General features: G+C 38.2%; 16 protein-coding genes, 1 tRNA gene and 2 pseudogenes. 7 read left to right on the top strand and 12 right to left on the bottom strand.

Annotated features, from left to right (window positions below):
• Positions 1-119 precede the first annotated feature (119 nt).
• Positions 120-1,178: an endonuclease gene (locus B0B05_RS03205; protein WP_076782046.1), complete on the top strand. Its 1,059-nt coding sequence runs from the start codon at positions 120-122 to the stop codon at positions 1,176-1,178.
• Positions 1,179-1,245: 67 nt separating this feature from the next.
• On the opposite strand, the gene B0B05_RS03200 is transcribed toward B0B05_RS03205, so the two are convergent.
• The 3 genes from B0B05_RS03200 to B0B05_RS03190 form a co-directional block, all read right to left on the bottom strand.
• Complete coding sequence (locus tag B0B05_RS03200; protein WP_076782045.1) at positions 1,246-2,343, bottom strand: peptidylprolyl isomerase; 1,098 nt, start codon at positions 2,341-2,343, stop codon at positions 1,246-1,248.
• 17 nt (positions 2,344-2,360) lie between these two features.
• Positions 2,361-2,873 (bottom strand): FKBP-type peptidyl-prolyl cis-trans isomerase, encoded by a 513-nt coding sequence (locus B0B05_RS03195; protein ID WP_076782044.1) that lies wholly within the window; start codon positions 2,871-2,873, stop codon positions 2,361-2,363.
• A gap of 133 nt (positions 2,874-3,006) precedes the next feature.
• Complete coding sequence (locus B0B05_RS03190; protein WP_076782043.1) at positions 3,007-4,077, bottom strand: branched-chain amino acid aminotransferase; 1,071 nt, start codon at positions 4,075-4,077, stop codon at positions 3,007-3,009.
• 84 nt (positions 4,078-4,161) lie between these two features.
• Between B0B05_RS03190 and mnmD the strand changes: the two genes are divergently transcribed.
• Positions 4,162-4,836, top strand: a complete 675-nt coding sequence (gene mnmD, locus B0B05_RS03185) for a tRNA (5-methylaminomethyl-2-thiouridine)(34)-methyltransferase MnmC2 (protein WP_076782042.1) — start codon at positions 4,162-4,164, stop codon at positions 4,834-4,836.
• A gap of 36 nt (positions 4,837-4,872) precedes the next feature.
• Entirely contained in the window at positions 4,873-5,289 is a 417-nt protein-coding gene (locus tag B0B05_RS03180; protein ID WP_076782041.1) for an NUDIX domain-containing protein, read from the top strand.
• A 38-nt stretch (positions 5,290-5,327) separates the two neighbouring features.
• Here B0B05_RS03180 and B0B05_RS03175 read toward each other — a convergent pair whose 3' ends face one another.
• The 3 genes from B0B05_RS03175 to B0B05_RS03165 all read right to left on the bottom strand — a co-directional run bounded on the left by B0B05_RS03175 (position 5,328) and on the right by B0B05_RS03165 (position 7,946).
• Positions 5,328-5,840, bottom strand: coding sequence for a hypothetical protein (locus B0B05_RS03175; RefSeq protein ID WP_084173866.1), 513 nt, complete (start codon positions 5,838-5,840; stop codon positions 5,328-5,330).
• Between the two features lie 90 nt (positions 5,841-5,930).
• Positions 5,931-6,848 carry a sterol desaturase family protein gene (locus B0B05_RS03170; RefSeq protein WP_076782040.1) on the bottom strand — a complete coding sequence of 306 codons (918 nt, stop codon included), beginning with the start codon at positions 6,846-6,848 and terminating at the stop codon, positions 5,931-5,933.
• An 18-nt stretch (positions 6,849-6,866) separates the two neighbouring features.
• Positions 6,867-7,946 carry a glycosyltransferase gene (locus B0B05_RS03165; RefSeq protein ID WP_076782137.1) on the bottom strand — a complete coding sequence of 360 codons (1,080 nt, stop codon included), beginning with the start codon at positions 7,944-7,946 and terminating at the stop codon, positions 6,867-6,869.
• Between the two features lie 239 nt (positions 7,947-8,185).
• Between B0B05_RS03165 and B0B05_RS03160 the strand changes: the two genes are divergently transcribed.
• Positions 8,186-8,446, top strand: coding sequence for a hypothetical protein (locus tag B0B05_RS03160; protein WP_076782039.1), 261 nt, complete (start codon positions 8,186-8,188; stop codon positions 8,444-8,446).
• 6 nt (positions 8,447-8,452) lie between these two features.
• On the opposite strand, the gene B0B05_RS03155 is transcribed toward B0B05_RS03160, so the two are convergent.
• The 5 genes from B0B05_RS03155 to B0B05_RS03135 form a co-directional block, all read right to left on the bottom strand.
• Positions 8,453-10,891: an alpha-ketoacid dehydrogenase subunit alpha/beta gene (locus B0B05_RS03155; RefSeq protein WP_076782038.1), complete on the bottom strand. Its 2,439-nt coding sequence runs from the start codon at positions 10,889-10,891 to the stop codon at positions 8,453-8,455.
• Between the two features lie 185 nt (positions 10,892-11,076).
• Positions 11,077-11,994, bottom strand: a complete 918-nt coding sequence (locus B0B05_RS03150; RefSeq protein ID WP_076782037.1) for a ribonuclease Z — start codon at positions 11,992-11,994, stop codon at positions 11,077-11,079.
• Positions 11,995-12,048: 54 nt separating this feature from the next.
• Positions 12,049-12,633 (bottom strand): RdgB/HAM1 family non-canonical purine NTP pyrophosphatase, encoded by a 585-nt coding sequence (rdgB, locus tag B0B05_RS03145; RefSeq protein ID WP_076782036.1) that lies wholly within the window; start codon positions 12,631-12,633, stop codon positions 12,049-12,051.
• Between the two features lie 202 nt (positions 12,634-12,835).
• Entirely contained in the window at positions 12,836-13,651 is an 816-nt protein-coding gene (locus B0B05_RS03140; protein WP_076782035.1) for a CPBP family intramembrane glutamic endopeptidase, read from the bottom strand.
• Entirely contained in the window at positions 13,651-14,601 is a 951-nt protein-coding gene (locus B0B05_RS03135; protein ID WP_317044115.1) for an ABC transporter substrate-binding protein, read from the bottom strand. The genes B0B05_RS03140 and B0B05_RS03135 overlap by 1 nt, the downstream gene beginning before the upstream one ends.
• Positions 14,602-14,750: 149 nt before the next feature.
• Here B0B05_RS03135 and B0B05_RS03130 point away from each other — a divergent pair.
• A tRNA-Arg gene (locus B0B05_RS03130) sits at positions 14,751-14,824 on the top strand.
• On the opposite strand, the gene B0B05_RS03125 is transcribed toward B0B05_RS03130, so the two are convergent.
• The gene (locus tag B0B05_RS03125; protein WP_076782033.1) at positions 14,790-15,176 is read right to left on the bottom strand and encodes a hypothetical protein; all 387 of its coding nucleotides are present in this window, start codon (positions 15,174-15,176) and stop codon (positions 14,790-14,792) included. The two genes, B0B05_RS03130 and B0B05_RS03125, sit on opposite strands and share 35 nt — an antisense overlap.
• Positions 15,177-15,249: 73 nt before the next feature.
• Between B0B05_RS03125 and B0B05_RS16520 the strand changes: the two are divergent.
• Together B0B05_RS16520 and B0B05_RS16795 are read left to right on the top strand one after the other, a co-directional pair.
• A pseudogene (locus tag B0B05_RS16520) lies at positions 15,250-16,047 on the top strand (outer membrane beta-barrel family protein); the annotation flags it as partial.
• Positions 16,048-16,144: 97 nt separating this feature from the next.
• Positions 16,145-16,391 (top strand): annotated as a pseudogene (locus tag B0B05_RS16795) (IS982 family transposase); the annotation flags it as partial.

Genomic DNA, 16,391 nt, shown 5'->3' with positions numbered 1-16,391 from the left:
TAATAATTTTAAAAAATTATTGATTTAATTTTAATTTTCGGCATTAATAATACATTATCGTTTATAAAAAACTATTATTTGTAAAAATATTTATAATTTAGCGGTCCTTAATTTTTATAATGAAAAGATATATTTTTACTATTTGTGTTGGTTTATTTGGGATTACAAATGCCCAGATACCAACCGGTTATTACGATGGTACCGATAATTTGACAGGTACAGCACTTAAAAATAAACTGAGCGAGATTGTAGCTCGGGGACATAAGGATATGGGGTATAACTGGACAGTATTTTCTTCTGCAGACCGTGATAAATATTATGAAAAAGATAATACCTTGCTAGATATTTATTCCGAAAACCCAGCAGGACCAGATCCCTATAATTATAATATCCCGGGCGGACAGTGTGGTAATGTTGGTGCAGAAGGAAAATGCTACAATAGGGAGCACACCATCCCACAATCAACATTTAATGAAAAATACCCAATGAGAAGCGATTATCACCACCTTCTCCCTACTGATGGTAAAGTTAATGGTTTACGTGGTAATTTTCCATATGGGGAAGTGGGCAACGCTAGCGAAACCTCAAAAAACGGATCTAAACTTGGAAACAGCAAAATGAATGGCTATTCCGGGACTGTTTTTGAACCAATTGATGAGTTCAAAGGTGACATTGCCAGGATTTACTTTTACTTTGCGACACGATATCAGTCACAGATCACCAGTTTTAATTATGCAATGTATGACGGTTCTACTGACAAGGTTTTTGCAGAACCATTCAGATCAATGCTTCTTAAATGGCATCAGCAGGACCCGGTATCCCAGAAAGAGATCGACAGGAATAATGCTCTTGCGGCTTATCAGGGTAACAGAAATGCTTTTGTAGATCATCCTGAATTTATTGCTAAAATATGGGGAAGTGTGATGGCCGTAGATGATGCATCATTTTCAAAAAATCTTAAAATTGCGCCAAATCCCGTGAAAGGTAATGTGATCTATGTGACGGGCGATAACCTGAAAAAATTCCCAAAAGCAATGATCTATAACCTGGTTGGGCAAAATGTACAGACTATTGAAAATCCTTTTCAAAACGGAAATTCTATCAAGCTGAATAATTTACCTAAAGGTATCTATATCCTAAAAACAGGAGATCTTAACACCAAATTTGTTGTTGAGTAATTTCATAACATCCACACATAAAAAAGGAGCGAAATATATTTCGCTCCTTTTTTTTATCGTGTCAAAATTATTTATTAATCTTAACAAGCTCTACATCAAAAATCAACCATGCATTAGGCGGAATTACGCCACCTGCACCTCTTTCTCCGTAGCCTAAACTTGGTGGGATCAGAAAAGTAGCAGTTTCGCCTTCCTTCAATAACAGGATGCCTTCGTCCCAGCCTTTGATCACCTGTCCTACTCCAATTGGGATATCGATAGGTTCATTTCTTTTAAAAGAACTGTCGAATTCCTCGCCGCTTACCAGTTTACCTGCATAATGAACAGATACCTGATCTCCTGCTACAGGAGCGGCTCCGGCCGTTGTTTTTGTAATTTTATAAAAAAGCCCTGATGGTGTAGACTGCATGCCGGCTTTTAGATCATTAACCAATTTCTCCTGATTTTCTGCAAATTCTTTTAATTTCCTTTGCTTTTCCTCTTCAGCTTTGGCCAGATACACTTTATTATTATCCTGGATTTTTGATTTACCTTCGTTAAAGATTTTGGCAGCATCATAATGTTTATATTGGTCGCCTTTGCCAAAGATCGCTACTTTATTAAGGACAATATCCGTCTTTGGTTTATCCTGAGGACCTTTTTCTACATTAGCAATAGAATCAATTACCGCTTCGCCTTTTACAACTTTACCAAAAATAGTATGACGGCCGTCTAACCACGGTGTTGCTACCTCTGTGATAAAGAATTGAGACCCATTGGTATTCGGCCCAGAATTAGCCATAGATAAAATTCCTTTCCCTGTATGCTGAAGATCATTTTTCTCGTCATCAAATTTATAACCCGGATCGCCCATTCCTGTACCTTTTGGATCACCGCCCTGAATCATAAAATCTTTGATAACACGGTGAAAGATAGTCCCGTCATAGAATGGTTCACCTTTTTTCTTTGCTTTGTTTTCTATTTTACCTTCGGCAAGCCCAACAAAGTTAGCCACAGTAACCGGTGATTTTTGGTCTTCAAATTTTACAAGGATATCACCTTTGCTGGTTGTCAAATTTCCGTAAAGCCCGTCTGGCAGGCTTTTGTAAGTTTCTTTGTCTATTTCCAATGTTTTACAATTTAATAATGTTAATAATGTTACCGATAGTGCAATGATTTTTTTCATATATATAGTTAACTCCTTTATAGTGCTTTCAGTTTGATAATCAGTGGCATGTCATTGGATATTTTTTTATTGTCGCCATAAGTTCCGTAAGCTAAAACAGAAGGTATCAGCAACTCCGCTTCCTGACCTTTATCCAAATACCTTACAGCGTCTTCCACCGCGTCCATCTCGTTGAAATGCCCTAATTCTACATTGATATTCTCAACGGGTGTGTCGTATAGTTTTACCCTGTCAAAATCATAAATGAAATACTGGTAAGAGACTTTCTCACCATTATTTTTGCGGTGGTGATTTTCGAGATTTTCTATATTCACCCAATAGTTCATGCCCATAGGGTAATATTTTGTGTTCTGAGATTTGATCCAGTCTTCAATTTGTGCCCTCTCCAGATTGTTAAGTTCTTTTGACCTGTTTTTGGAAATGGTCATCTCATCTTCAGACAAAAACTGATCTTTCTGCGGATAGACCGGAGTTTGCTTAGAGCATGAGGCTGCAGAGACTAATAATATGGAGATTAATATATATTTCATGATTCAATAATTAGCTGATATTTTCATCAGAAAATCTTTTGCGAAAATAAGGATTTTATCAGACTTAATTGGCATCAAAACAAAAACCGGAAAAAATTTCCGGCTTTGTCGATCATTATATAATATTTAATTCTTAAAGGTCATAAACCTGTTCTTCAACAAGGACTCTCCACCCAAAAGGATCTTCAGCCTGATTGGTCTGGATATCTGTCAAATCTTTTTTAAGCATGGCCGCAAAACTCTCCTCTTCGGATAATTTTGGCAAAAGCAAATGCTCATCATTGTAACCCAAGGCTTCAAAAATACTAGTAACCACAGCGGTTCCTACGCCCCACACTTCTTTGAGTGTCTCGTTTCTCTGTGCTGCTATAACGTCTGAAACTTTGACGTCGCCTACAACCACTTCCAGGTTCCTTCTTTTTGCTAACTGTAGAAAACTGTCTCTGGTAACGCCATCCAGGATTTTCTCAGAAGTCTTGGGCGTGTAAATGGTGTCATTAATTCTCACGAAGACATTCATAGTGCCACTTTCTTCAAAATACTCATGGGTGCTGTCATCTGTCCAGATAATCTGGTCATAACCTTCTTCTATCGCCAGCTGTGTGGGATAGAAAGATGCAGCGTAGTTACCTGCTGCCTTAGCGAAACCAACGCCACCGTTAGCCGATCTCGAATAATGATCAGAAATCTTAACAGAAACCGGTGCTGCATAATAACTTTTTGCCGGTGTAGCCACAATAGCAAACAGATATTTTTCAGACACTCTAGCCTTCAGCGCTTCTTCGGTTGCGAACAACAATGGCCTAATGTATAGAGACATTCCTTCACCGTGAGGGATCCAGTCTCTGTCTATATCAACCAGGGTTTTCAATCCTTCCATAAAAATTTCTTTCGGAATCTCAGGAATTGCCAATCTTTTTGCGGATTTGTTAATACGTTCAGCGTTCTTTTCCGGACGAAAAAGGAAGACTTTGCCATCTTTATCCTTGTAGGCCTTCATCCCCTCGAAACACGCCTGACCATAGTTAACCCCCATCATCGCAGGGGTAAAACCTATCGGGCCATAAGGAACCAACTGTAGATCCCCCCATTTTCCGTTATTGTATTCACAAATTATCATATGATCTATAAAAGTGTTCCCGAATGAGAAACTTGTGGGATCAAATGAAGAAATTCTTGGGTTTGAAGATTTTTGAATTATCATCTTTTAAATTTTTATTGAGGTATTACAAATATATAATAATTTTCTAAGAATAAAAATTTAGATTAATTTTGTCAAAAATTAAATTTGAAAAGAGAATTAATCACCACGAGAGATGGCAGCAAAACCCTATTAATACAGGATCTTGAGGAAACTTACCACTCCAGGCACGGTGCTTTGCAAGAGGCAGAACATGTATTTATCAAAAATGGATTCGAATTAAAATATGATTGCGATATCAATATTCTTGAGTTAGGTTTTGGTACAGGTCTTAACGTTTTAGTAACATTTGATGAATATTTGCGAAATGATAAAAATCATACCGTGAATTATTTTGGTATAGAAAAATATCCGGTTTCTTTGGAAGAAGCGGCAGAATTATCTTATTCGGATCTGTTTGATGACCAAAAATTAAAAGATTTGGCACTGGAAATTCACAAGACTCAATGGGAAAAACCTATTGAAGTGGCGCCGGGTTTTTTCCTTAATAAAATCCAGAATGACTTTTTTAATATAAAAGATATAGATCTGCCACCTATTGATCTTGTCTATTTTGACTGTTTTGGCGCACGTGTGCAGCCGGATCTTTGGGAAAAAGAACTTATAGAAATTGTAGCTTCCACAATAAAACCCGGAGGTTTACTAACTACTTATTCATCCAAAGGCAGTGTTCGCAGAATCTTAACCGAACTCGGTTTCGAAGTAGAGAAAAAGGCAGGCCCTCCCGGAAAGCGGGAAATGATTAATGCCTGGAAAAAATAATTTTACTAATTTAGGCCTTCACAAATCACAAATTATATGATTGACAAAATTAATGTCCGCGTGTATGCACTTTGTATCAGAGATAAAAAATTACTGGCTCTGCATGAGGAATATGCCGGGGATTTTCTGGTAAAACTGCCTGGCGGCGGATTAGAATTTGGAGAAAGCGTTATAGAATGCCTTAAAAGAGAATTTCAGGAAGAGCTGAATCTGGAAATCGAAGTGAAGGAGCATTTTTACACCCAGGACGATTTTCTGGTCTCGCGTTTCCGGGATAACGAGCAACTCTTAACCATCTATTTCCTTGCCGAAATCCTGAACGAAGAAGACCTCCTGATCCTGGACCCTTGTATAGAAAAGACAGAATGGTTTTCTCTGGAAGGCGAAAATCCTTTCCCATTACCTGTTGATAAAAGGGTGTTTGAGCTGGCAAAAGAAAAATTCCTAAAGTAATATACTACAGGATTTTTTTTTATCAGTACTGATGTTGATTATTGCGCTTCTACAAAATTAACGTCTCCATCATACTTTTTATCAATAATTAGTACTAGAGCCGATCTGGAAGTAAAAGTCCTGTTTTCACCAACTGATTTCTTGTATGTAACCTCTAAGATATTGGCATTTTTCTTAACAGATATAGGCTTAAGGTCTACAAGCTGGGATGAAGTGTCCTCAACCTGAGCCACTACAAACTCTTTAGAAAAATCAATCGGTGTAGGTTTACCGTTTCGACCCATGCTTGCTGCTGCTCCAAAAACTTTGTCGAAATCAGCCTGAGATTCTATCTTGGTATTGCCGTAGGCTGCAGCTACTGTATTCTTCACAAAGTAATTTTTCGCTACTTTGTAAGGCACATTTGCATTAAGCCTGGAATCTCCCGGCTTCACAGAAGAATTACAAGACATTAGCGTAATGGCTGACACAGCCAAAAAAGCGCTCCTGCCCAATCTTTTGCCACCAGTTAATCCTAACGCAGTTATTAAATTTAAAAAAGTTTTTTTCATATATCAATTTTTATTGTTTTTAATAGTAATAAATTATCGCCAGATCTTCATCTTTATTAGCGTTTCTAAATCGTGGCGACTTCATATTCATCATTTATTTTGTTTGTTCAGTCTTCTTTGTAATTCCTCTTTCTGATAATCTTTTACGGTTTTGCCGGAGCCGTCGTGCCGCCAACCTGGCGCATAAAACAGATACATTATCCTGTCCCGTATGCTAAGGCCGGGTTGCCTCAGGTCTTTGGCAATCTTTTTCCATTCATAAAAAACCAGATTCACAGGCCCTTTATCTTCCATCTTAGGATAAATACCATATTTAATAGGCACATCGGGAACTTCTTTCTCAAAGGTACCAAAAATCCTGTCCCAAATGATAAGCGCCATGCCCATATTTCTGTCCAGATAGCGTATGTTGCAGGCATGATGAACCCTGTGGTGTGAAGGTGTTACCATAAACCATTCCAAAAAGCCCATACTTTTTACCGTTTGTGTATGCACCCAAGTCCCATAAACCTGCAAAACGGAATAAGCCACCATAATATGCCACGGATTAAATCCTAAAAATGCTAATGGCGAAAAGTAAAGATATCTGTATAACGGTTGTAAAACAGGACTCCTGAAACCGGTGGTGATATTAAAATGGTCTGAACTGTGATGCGTGATATGTACCGCCCAAAACGCCCTGGAATGATGATCTACGTAGTGCAGTACATAATACACAAAATCCTGTAATATAAAAACGGCTACAAAATACCAGATGTTAAATTCCCACGTAAAAATCCTGTGATGGTAAAAGAAAAACATCACTGCCATAGAAACGCCTTTCATCAGTAAATCTAGACCATAATTAAGGATCGCAAGATAGATATTTGACAAGACGTCCCTGGTCTCATATAATTTTTCCTTATTAAAATGGCTGTAAAGCATTTCTCCCAATATGACAACCGTATGCACCGGTATAGACCACATATAGATAATGCCCTGCCCATTCTCGCTAAAGATTTCTTTCATTATTTGTGATTCTGATATTTACAAATTCCAAAGCAGATGATCATACTGCTGAAGTATAATCTCCTTAGAAAACCTGGAATTAATTGTTTCTTTGATAAGTTCCTTGTTATTGTTTTTATTATTATTTAATGCCCTCAAGATGCTGTCGGCAAAAGCATCATAATTTTCTATAGGGGCAATCTCACCATTCACCTGATCTTTGATAATCTCATCAATACCGCCCGGGCAATCATTGGCAACAGAATAGACGCCACAGGTCCCAGCCTCCAGAAGGACATTGGGAAAACCTTCATAGCGGGAAGAGAGAATGAACAGATCCGCATACTTTAGATACTGGTAAGGATTACTTTTTTTACCATGAAATATTACATGATCCAGCCCCAGCATTTCCTTCATCCTGATCAGGATTTCTTTGTCTTTGCCGTCGCCCAAAATATGCAGCAGAATGTTTTGATCCTTTAGCCTGGTAAAAACCTTCAGAAGGTTGTCAAAACCTTTTCTGGCTGACAAATTGCCAATAGCAACGACATTTTTATACTGAACAGAGAACGCCGCGGGCCTGACAGATTCTTTAAGTTTTTCTTCAATAAAACTGACATCAACAGGATTATTGATCTTAATGATTTTCTTTTTCTTAACACCAAAATTTTTTATAAGATCCTGCTGCATATCATTACTTTGGGCAATGATTCTGTCGTAAGCGTTATAAAATTTGTAAAAAAACCTTATTTCTCTTCTGGTAACGTGTTTTGAGACTACATTCGTTTCCCTGGCAACAAACTTGGTATAGGGAAAAAGTTTTGTAAAAAGTGCCAAATAAGCATTAACCTCTCCAAAACCTGTGAATACAATGTCAGGCTTCCGCCGCTTGATTTCCAGCAGGATTGGTTTTAGAGAATGTCGTATCCTTTCCGTTGCAATATCAATAATCTCAACGTCAGGCTGTAACAGATCAAGATAAGCACCCTCTTTCCTCAAAAGTAAGATAGAAGGTATATACCGCTCTCTGGGCAGATTGTTGGCCAGCGTGGTGACAATACGCTCAGCACCACCAGCCTCTAGATCAGGTAATATGAATATTATTGATTTTTTCATCAATTGCAATGGATCAATAAAGGTAAAAATAAAACAGTCCAAAATTACAAAACAGCAGCGGAAAATCCTATTCATTAATAAACGAAGATTCTTAATCATTACAAAAAGCCGCTCTGTAAGCGAAAAAACAAAACCATCTTCTCTATTTATTAAGGAAAATATAACAAATTGTAAGAATTAATATTTAATTTATAATACAAATCAAACCAATTTGCTAAATTTGTTTATAAACACTTAAAACTATGAGATACAAACTGTTAAAAAGGAATAGGATTTTCCGTTCAGATTCTCATTCTCGTTTTATTAAATGGATGAGGGAAACGGATCTTCAGCAATGGAATGATAATAAGGATTTTATGGAAGGCTATGCCTACCGGAAATCTACGTTTGAGAATATGTTTATCCGTTATGATAATGAAGATGTCTTTGTAGAAGATCTTCAAAAAAATAACCTTTTGAAGATCGAATCCTCAAAAGGTCTGTTTGGTTTATTTCAGTTCTAATCTAATCTAATAAATCGAAGGATATTTCTCCAGATTAATTTCATTAAATAATTTATAAACTTTTTCTACTACATCATCTACCGAAGGCTTGCTGAAGTAGTCACCATCTGTGGCATAGGCAGGCCTGTGGTTTTCTGCTGAGATGGTTAACGGCTCAGAATCCAGGAACCTGAATGCTTTTTGTTTTTCAAGCACCTGTTGCAGGATAAAGGCTGACGTACCGCCTTCCACATCTTCATCTATAATTACCAGACGGTTGGTCTTCTTGATGCTGGTTACAATATCATGACTGAGATCAAAAGGTATCAGGGATTGTATATCAATGACTTCTGCAGAAATACCCACTTTTGCGAGTTGCTCTGCGGCTTCGGTAACAATCCGCCATGTGGAACCGTAAGTGACCAGTGTAACATCCGTTCCCGGGGATGTGATCTCTACTTTCCCAACAGGCACTGTAAACTCACCAATATTGTCCGGTTGTTTTTCTTTGAGACGGTAACCGTTGAGGCATTCTACTATAAGGGCAGGTTCATCACTTTGCAACATAGTATTATAAAATCCTGCGGCTATAGTAAGGTTTCTTGGAACCAGAATATTAATCCCTTTTGCAAGGTTAAGAATCCCGGCCATTGGCGAACCTGAATGCCAAACGCCCTCTAGCCTGTGCCCTCTTGTACGGATAATTACGGGAGCTTTTTGCCCACCTTTGGTCCTGTATTGCACTGTAGCAAGATCATCACTCATCCCCTGAAGGCAGTAGAGAATGTAATCAAGATACTGGATCTCTGCAATTGGCCTGAGCCCACGCATGGCGAGACCAATGCCCTGGCCAAGAATCGTAGCTTCGCGGATACCGGTATCAGCAATCCTTACAGCACCATACTTTTCCTGAAGCCCTTCAAGCCCCTGATTAACATCACCAATATTACCACTGTCCTCACCAAATATAAGTGCATCCGGATATTTTGAAAATATTTTATCAAAGTTGTTTCTGATCACTACCCTGCCATCAACGATGGCTGAATTTTCCGAATAAACAGGTTTTATGACCGGAACATTGGTAGCACGCCATTGCGACTCTGAATATAAATGGGAAGAATAGTTTTCGGTCTCGTTTGCTGCCACTTCTTCGAAGGCCTGCTTCAACAGTGCAACAGCCTCAGACTGTACGCCCCTCACGGTTAATAAGGTTTTTCTGACAAGATGGAATATATCTTTTTTACTGACTGAGATTAAGCTGCCAAATTTATCCAGGTGAGCCGTCACATCAGGATTGCTCTGGGCAACCGCTTGTACTAAAGGCACCAATATATTTTTAGTTTCCGCTATAGCTTTCTGATATCTGACCCATGCTTTTTTCTGCCCTTCTTTTACTTTCACTTTAGCATCCGCATCTATCTCATCCAGCTCTTCTTTGGTCGCAATCGTCTGTAATTCGGAATCTTCATCAAATTTGAAAGAATAACCGACAATCCATTCTTTGAATTTATCAAGACAGTCAAAATCAGACTCAAATCTCAATCTGTTCTCATCTTTATAACGCTCATGAGAACCTGATGTAGAATGACCCTGAGGTTGTGTCACTTCAATAACGTGGATTACCACCGGAACTCTTTGTTCTCTCGCAAGCATCTCTGCTGTAGCATACACATCCATCAGTGCGGGATAATCCCAGGCTTTCACCTGCATTACCTCACAGCCCTGAGCTTCCCCTTCTTTTCTCTGAAAACCGGATAACATCTCAGCAATATCAGTTTTGGCTCTTTGGTTTTGGGTAGGTACCGAGATACCATAGCCGTCATCCCATATCGAGATAATCATGGGAACCTGTAGTGCGCACGCAGCATTGAGTGTCTCCCAAAAGTGGCCTTCTGCCGTAGAAGCATCTCCAATAGTACCGAATGCAATCTCATTACCATCTTTAGAAAACTTCTCAGACCCTGGGAACTTAACGGATTTATAAACATTAGAAGCCTGTGCCAATCCCAATAGTCTTGGCATCTGGCCGGCAGTCGGCGATATATCTGCAGAAATATTTTTCTGTGCTGTAAGATCTTTCCAACTCCCATCTGGATTAAGGCTCCTTGTGGCGTAATGCCCATTCATCTGTCTTCCGGCAGATGCTGGTTCTCTTTCTACACTGGTATCTGCATACAGTTGTGCAAAAAAACTTTCTATCGTTAATGCACCAACTGCCAAAGCAAAAGTCTGATCCCTGTAGTAGCCGGAACGGAAATCACCATCTTTAAAAACCTTCGCCATTGTAAGCTGCGGCAACTCTTTACCATCACCAAAAATACCGAACTTTGCTTTGCCTGTAAGGACTTCGCGCCTTCCCAAATAACTCATCTCACGGGAAATCCTTGCCAGTCTGTAGCTTTCTATAATCTCGTGTCGGAACTCCTGGAATGATAATATTTCGGTATCTATAAAAGTTTCTTGCATGACGATTTCATTTTTGACAAATATAAAATTTTTATAGTAATTTTTACGAAAATGATATTTTAAGTTTTAATAAAAAGTACATTAATCTTAGATATAACATAGCTTCAAACAGAATGATTCCCCATTGAGAGCCATATAATATCGATAATCATAAAAATGTTTTGTATGAAAACAGTCAATCAAATTTATCCAATTTTAACCGTTTCCAGGGCTTTGGGTAAAAAAGTATTGGGAAAGACCTGCCGTGCTTCGTCTGTCATGACGCTCAGGTCGCTGTAGCGGTTGGAAAAATGCCCGAGAATCAACTTGCCTACGTTAGCTTTTTTCGCAATGGTGGCAGCCTCTAGGGCTGTAGAGTGCCCGGTGTAATCAGCCATCTCCTTTAGATTATTAAGAAAAGTCGACTCGTGGTAGAGCACATCCACATTCCTGATAATTGGTATGATATCTTCTTTATACTTGGTGTCACTGCAAAAAGCATAAGAAACCGACGGCTTGGGATCTGTCGTAAGGATAGCGTTTTCTATTATAGTTTCATCTTCACAAATAAAATCTTTGCCCGAGCGCAGGTTTTGAAAATCGCAGATTTCAATTTCTTTGTACCGGGCAATCTCCTTCATATTGAGGTGGCGCTCTTTCGGTTTCTCACGGAACAGATAGCCATTGCAGTAGATCCGGTGGTTCAGCGGAATAGTGAAGACCTCTACCCGCTTGTCTTCATATATTTTTTCTGATACTTTTTTATCCAGCTCATGATATACGACATCAAAACCTTTATAAGTTTCTGTGATTTCAAAAATCGTATCCATCATCTTTTTTATCCCCTTGGGACCATAGATATGCAAAGGTGTTTTCCGACCCAATAACCTAAAAGAGGCCACCAAACCAGGCAGGCCAAAACAGTGATCACCATGAAGGTGGGAAATAAAAATATGATTGATTTTTGAGAAGCGGACTTTGGCTTTGCGCATCTGCACCTGTGTACCTTCGCCACAATCGATGAGAAAGTGCCGTTCTTCCATCTCCAGAAACTGGGCTGTAGGCGAAGAATTGATCGTGGGAATTGCGGAATTAAACCCCAGTATTGTAAGATATGTACTCAATTTTCTAAATTCTATTGAAAATTACCATGTAAAGATACGAAAACATTACAAAAGTTACAGCACACCCCCTCTTATACTGAGATAATCGAGGAATTTTTTCAGGGCTTCGCTGCGGTGGCTGATTTTATTTTTCTCTTCTGGTAACATTTCGGCGAAAGTCATATTGTAGTCATCCGGTATGAAAATCGGGTCATAACCAAATCCTTCCTCACCAAAAACTTCCTGAGTTATATTACCATAAACGCGTCCTTCAAAATAATGTTCACCATCCTGGTCTTTGAAGCACAGCATCGTGATAAAGTAAGCACGCCTGTTGGGTTCATCCTTCATCTCCGCCAGTACTTTCTCAATATTCTTTTTGAAGTTATGGTTGCCTGCGTATCTTGCAGAATAAATCCCCGGCCTGCCGTTGAGCGCTTCCACAACCAATCCGCTATCATCGCCAACACTTGGTTTTCCTGTTTTCTCGAAGCAGTATTTTGCTTTGATTAATGCATTTTCCTGAAAGGTGTTGCCGTCCTCTACGATTTCCTCATTCAGGTTATAGTCAGACAGACTGGTCACGACGTAATCTGATCCCAAAATTTGCTGGATTTCTTCTTTTTTGTGCAGGTTATGTGTGGCTACTAAAATCTCCATGTATTATTATTGATAAATGATTATTAATGTGCTTAAGTTTGGCTATTATAAGGTTTATTGACAAAATTTGAATTGATGGTAAATCCCGAACTCTGCGAAGCGCAACCCGACCTGAGTGGAGCTCATTTTTTGCGAAGGGAAAGCCCTGGCAAAAATAGCGGGAACGGAGGGCGGAAAAGTTGCCATCATTTTTAATCCTTCTTTAATCTTTGTAAATAATATTCTTCTGCAAAGCGAAAAAATAAAACGGGATCATGAAAACAACAATTCCCACGACCAGTAATATTTCGCTTTTTATATGGAACAGACCAGAAAAAGTCTCAGAATCTGTATATAACATCATCACTGCGGATATCAGGTTGTTGAAGGCATGCAACATAATAGACATGAGCAGTGATTTGGTTTTGTAGTACACCAAACCTAATACCAAACCCAACAGCATGGCCCCAACAAACTGCCATGGGTTGAAGTGCGCCAAGCCAAAAATAACTGCCGAAATAATGATTGCCACCACCGGCTTTACCTTATTATTCAGCATGCCTCGCATAATAATCCCGCGAAACAGGATCTCTTCTAAAACCGGGGCGATAATAACCGTCATCAGTATCAAAGACACCGGCTCCTGCAAAAGTTTCGCAAATTGTGCGCTGTAGATCTTGTAAAGTTCGCCCAGCCAACCACCCGTTGTAGGAATCAGCTGTGTGGCATAATCTGCGATCAGCATCATACCGAACATCATGGGAAATATCAGCAGGTAAACGCGCAAGGGCTTTGTTGATAAATCGAAGCGGAGTTTTTTGCCGCTTGATCTTACAATTAACAGATCGAAGAAGATAACCGGCAATAACATCGTAATGGTATAAGCCAACAAGGTGAACCATCCTGTATCCTGAATATCCCGCTGAAGCAGCGATGACAAACCCAACCCGAGCGCATACGCCAAAGATTGGCCAATCAACAATCCGATAAAGAGAAGTAACCCTGAAAAAAAATCAATTTTATAGTCCTGATTCTGCATTATTTAAGTTCTTTCATATATACCAAAGGTTGACCTGCAAATGTTTTGTTTTCCGGATGGAAGATCTTGAAATAATCTCTTAGCACCAGGTCACATCTTACCACGCCCGACTCAAAATAATCATTGGCACGGTCTTTTTCGCGATTATTAATCATAAAGAGCTTACCTGTTTTGAAAACTGCCATCTTAGCATAATTAGGATTGAGTGTTAAGAGCTCTTTCCTATCCTTGTGCGGGCTGATATTGATCCAATAACTGATCTGGGCTGCTTTAACAAAAACTTCTTCAAAACTCATTGGCACCGCCACTGATGCCACGTTATCTGCCATAATATACCTTGCACCAGCATCTTTGATCAGGCGGGCCACGAAGGACTTGCCTCCCGGCAAGAACCACTGGCTGCCGTACATCTCGTTGCACAACACGCCCGGACGATTTGCAGATTGCGATGCTAAGTTCTGAATTTTGTTATAATTTTCGCGGATCAAAGTGTATTTTTTTTCAGCCTGTTCTTCAGCCCCCAATAATTTACCAAACAGTAAGAGGTACTTCGATTTTTCCAACGGATCCTGTTCCAGGAACTCATCCAGAAAAATAAGTTCTATCCCGTTCTTTTTTAATATATCGTAAGTGTTGGCAAAATTGGGAACATAGTTGGTGAAAATAACATCTGGTTTATTGGCCAGTATTTTTTCTATATCATATTTCTGTTCATTTCCTATATTCAGAATTTTTCCGTGATTGATTATCTGATGGATTTTTTCCGAAAAAATGTATTCAGGACTGGAAACACCTGTAATTTTGTCCTCCAAATTAAGTTCGGAAAAGTAGCCGATCAGGCTTGAATTAAGCAGCATGACGGTTTTAAACGGTAATTTGCTTTTTGGTATGGAATTTTTAAATTTCCCCGAGTTGAGTACGACTACATCCCCATTGTCCAAATAATTCACACGTTGTGAGATGGTTACTGTACCAGTGCTTATTTGAGAAGTTTCTTTTTTACAGGAAAAAATTAAAAGAAAGATAAAAAACAGAAAAAAAATACGTTTCATCTTCCAAAGAAAGCAAAATTTGTCTATATTTGCAAACCTTTAAACGAGGCCTCGTGGCGCAACTGAATAGCGCATCTGATTACGGCTCAGAAGGTTACAGGTTTGAATCCTGTCGAGGTCACAAGACCGACATTTGAAGTTTTTACTCTCTTATGTCGGTTTTTTTTATTTTCTAATCCACTGTTATACTGATAGATACATTGAGCGACAATATTCATTTTAGGTGTTTGAAAACTTTTTCCATCAAATTCGACTTTTTTGGGAAATATCAAACACCCTATCGTTCTTTTTGTTAGCAGATCGCCCTGCTGGTAAAGGTTTGAAATGTGTTCCATGGAATCGAGCGCGTTTTCTATTTTTGTCTTGATGTCAAGTTCTTTACTTTCTGAAACAATATTATGAAGCTCCAATTCCAACTGCTCGATTTGTGTTTTTGTGAGTGTTTTTATCTCTTTATAATCGTCTTCATCCAACTTATCAGAAAGATATTTATCTCTAGCATTGGCAATTTTTTCATGAAGTAAGCTAATCTAATTTTTTCCAACCTTTTATTTATTATACAATCCAAATAAAAACCATTCACTATCTGTAAAATATTCCAAGAGAATTAACCGACCAGATTTTTCTTCACTTAATCCGTTCAGATGGTATACCAATCCCTATATATACTCTAGTGGTAACAGCACCTTACAACCTTCTTTCAATGATAATGTAGAACTTGGTTACACGTATAGAAATAAACTAACATTATCTGTTTACAACGACTATACTAAAAATGACTACACTCAGATTTCTAGATTGTCTGAGGGAGTATACAGTTCAATAATGGAAAATAGTTTGAACGTAAATAATACTGGCATAAAATTGTCTTATTACGACACTTTTTTTAAAATTTGGGAGTTCTCAACAAATTTGAGCGCCTATAAAACTAAAACCAGCCCAACATCACTTGAACTTGAAAAGTCCTCTGCAAATTCTTTTTATTATTCATTTGATAATAGCATTGCGCTTAACCAGTCTAAAACTGTATTTATAATGCTTAATTTCTGGCATAGGCTTCCGTTTATTTACGCTAACGTTTATTTAAAAGATATGTTAGAATTTTCTCCAGGTATAAAAGCATCATTATTTAACAAGCAATTACAAATAAGTGCTGTATTAAGTGATGCCTTCAGAACGCTTAAAAATAATGGACATGCCGATTATTCCAATTTGAGAAGAAACTTCACCCAATATAATGATTACAGGAATTTCACATTTAGTCTAACTTACAATTTTGGTAATGAAAAAGTTAAATCCAAATCCCCAAAAATAAATTTTGAAGAAAAGGATAGGACTAATTAAACAAAACCTGTTGTGCATTTAGGAATTTAAAAAAAAAAAAGATTGTCCATTTGATTAAAAAATCGTATATTTAATTGATTACCAAGTCATTAAATACATGAACAATCTTATTCAAAACTACAAAATTATTTTAAAAGAATTGACAAACACCTGTAAATATATTACTACAAGTAAGCAAATTAGGCTTCCAAAAATGTCTGATTTGGAACTTGTGGCACTCAACCTCACTGCAGAATATATGTCTATTAACTCTGAACTACAGTTATTTAGATACATTTCAGGGACTGATTTGGAGGGAAGAATTGAAAGGAGTGTCTACAATAAAAGGAAAAGAAAACTTTTTC

The sequence above is a fragment of the Epilithonimonas bovis DSM 19482 genome (assembly GCF_900108115.1).
GTDB lineage: Bacteria > Bacteroidota > Bacteroidia > Flavobacteriales > Weeksellaceae > Epilithonimonas > Epilithonimonas bovis.
Note: the sequence above shows the minus strand (reverse complement) of the source record. Positions and strands in the feature narration are given on the sequence as shown.